Origin of the sequence: uncultured Marinobacter sp. (assembly GCF_963974375.1) — a bacterium.
In the GTDB taxonomy this organism is placed as follows: domain Bacteria; phylum Pseudomonadota; class Gammaproteobacteria; order Pseudomonadales; family Oleiphilaceae; genus Marinobacter.
The window spans coordinates 1-2,195 of record NZ_CAXBDN010000412.1; the positions used below are offsets into that span (position 1 = coordinate 1).

The 2,195-nt window shown below is 56.9% G+C and carries 1 protein-coding gene and 1 pseudogene; both read right to left on the reverse strand.

Annotated features, from left to right (window positions below; genetic code table 11):
- Positions 1–191 (reverse strand): annotated as a pseudogene (locus tag AAC035_RS20835) (cytochrome c4); the annotation flags it as partial.
- 354 nt (positions 192–545) lie between these two features.
- On the reverse strand, positions 546–2,195 hold a 1,650-nt coding region (metE, locus tag AAC035_RS20840; RefSeq protein WP_339807034.1), incomplete at its 5' end, for a 5-methyltetrahydropteroyltriglutamate--homocysteine S-methyltransferase.

Below are 2,195 nucleotides of genomic sequence, written 5' to 3' on the forward strand. Positions count from 1 at the left end.
TCAAGACCCGCAAGACGCGGCCAGGATTCGCCTCCCGGAACATTCATACCGCTGCCGTCCGCCTGATGACAGGCCGTGCAGACTGCTGCGGCCTGGGCACCGCGCGTTGCATCGCCTTCAGTTTCTGCCCACGCCAGCCCGGCACAGGCGCTCACGCTGAGGATGACTAAAGCCTTTGATATAGGTTTCACGGTTAACGCTCCCTCAATTAAACCCAATCGTTCACAACGGATGTTTCTCCGGCGCCACTTTCTATAGCTTGCTGTGTTTTGAAAACTTACCCACTGATTCACATCAATTATCGGGGGTGAAGTTTTTTTAGTTCAGCGCTGATTAAAAGATAGTCAAATGACAGGCAAACTGCAGATATTGCGGACAACTGAAGCGGGAGCGGTCATACAAAACAGGTAACAAACAATATCCTGCAAGAGATTAATTATTTGTTACCTGAATGCTGTGTCTGGGTAAGGTCGAGACCAGGGGATGCATTGCCAACTGGCCCTTGGAGCCGGTGGCCATTCATCCCCTGATGCAGGAGTGGCCGGTTAAAGGCTTTCCTCTGCCACCCGGGCAGGCACCTGCCCGGCCACGCAAGCGCTCTCCCGCAATTTGCGGGCCGCTGACACCATGTTGATGATCGCCGGCGTCACTTCCTCCCACTGTCGGGTTTTCAGGCCGCAGTCCGGGTTGACCCAAAGCCTCTGCTGCGGGATGCGTCCGGCCGCTTTCTCCATCAGCGCGATGATCTGCGCCTCGGTCGGTATGTTCGGCGAATGGATATCGTAGACTCCAGGGCCGATTTCATTGGGATAGTCGAACTCCTCAAACACATCCAGCAATTCCATATCAGACCGGGACGTCTCAATGGTGATGACATCCGCGTCCATACGGGCAATGGATTCAATAATGTCATTGAACTCCGAATAGCACATATGGGTGTGTATCTGGGTCTCGTCCTTTACCCCGTTGGCCGTTATCCGGAAGGCTTCCACGGCCCAGTCCAGGTAGTCCGGCCATTCCGATTTGCGCAGTGGCAGCCCCTCACGGAGTGCGGCTTCGTCGATCTGGATGATTCGTACTCCAGCCGCTTCCAGATCCAGCACTTCCTGGCGGATTGCCAGGGCCAGTTGTCTGCAGCTTTCGCTGCGGGGCTGATCATCCCTGACAAAAGACCAGTTCAGCATGGTGACTGGCCCGGTCAGCATGCCCTTCATGGGTTTCCCGGTGCGGGACTGGGCGTACCGGATCCAGTCCACAGTCATGGCGGCGGGACGGCTGATATCGCCAAACAGAATGGGGGGTTTCACGCACCGTGAACCATAGGACTGCACCCAGCCAAACTGACTGAAGGCATAGCCTTCAAGCTGCTCGCCAAAATACTCGACCATGTCATTGCGTTCGGCTTCGCCGTGCACCAGTACGTCCAGCCCCAGCGCTTCCTGCTGGGCGATGGCGTACCTGATTTCTGCTTTCATTTTTTCCTGATAATCGCCGGCGCTCAGCTGTCCTTGCCGGTAAGCCTGCCGGGCCTGACGAATATCCCGGGTCTGGGGGAAGGAGCCAATGGTGGTCGTGGGATAAAGCGGAAGTTTCAGGTGCGTTGATTGCAGTTGCGCCCGCTCAGCATAGGGGTGCTGGCGCTGACCATGGGTTGCAGTGATGCGTTCAACCGCAGCTCGCACTGCAGGATTTGTAACACGGGTAGACCGGCGACGACGGTCAACGGAGGCCTGATTCGCTTTCAGTACATCGCTCACCACCGCCCTGCCTTCGTTTAAGGCCCGACCCAGTGTGACCAGCTCCTTCAGCTTTTGCCGGGCGAAAGCCAGCCAGTCTTTAAGCGCTTCGTCCAGACGCTCCTCGTTGTCCAGATCCACGGGTACATGCAGCAGGGAACAGGAAGGCGCGATCCAGAGCCGGTCACCGAGTTTGTCGGCCAATGGCTCCAGCCAGTCCAGTGTTGCGTTCAGGTCTGTTTTCCAGATATTCCTTCCGTTGATGGCACCTACTGACAACACCTTATGGGCGGGTAACCAGTCCACCACCCGTGCGATTTCATCGCCGCCACCGATAGCATCCACATGCAGGCCGGCAACCGGCAGATTGCAGGCCTGTTGCAGGTTCTCCCGCAAACTGCCGAAGTAGGTCGTCAGCAACAGCTTCGGCCGGTTTGCTTTGAGGGTATGGTAGGCCGC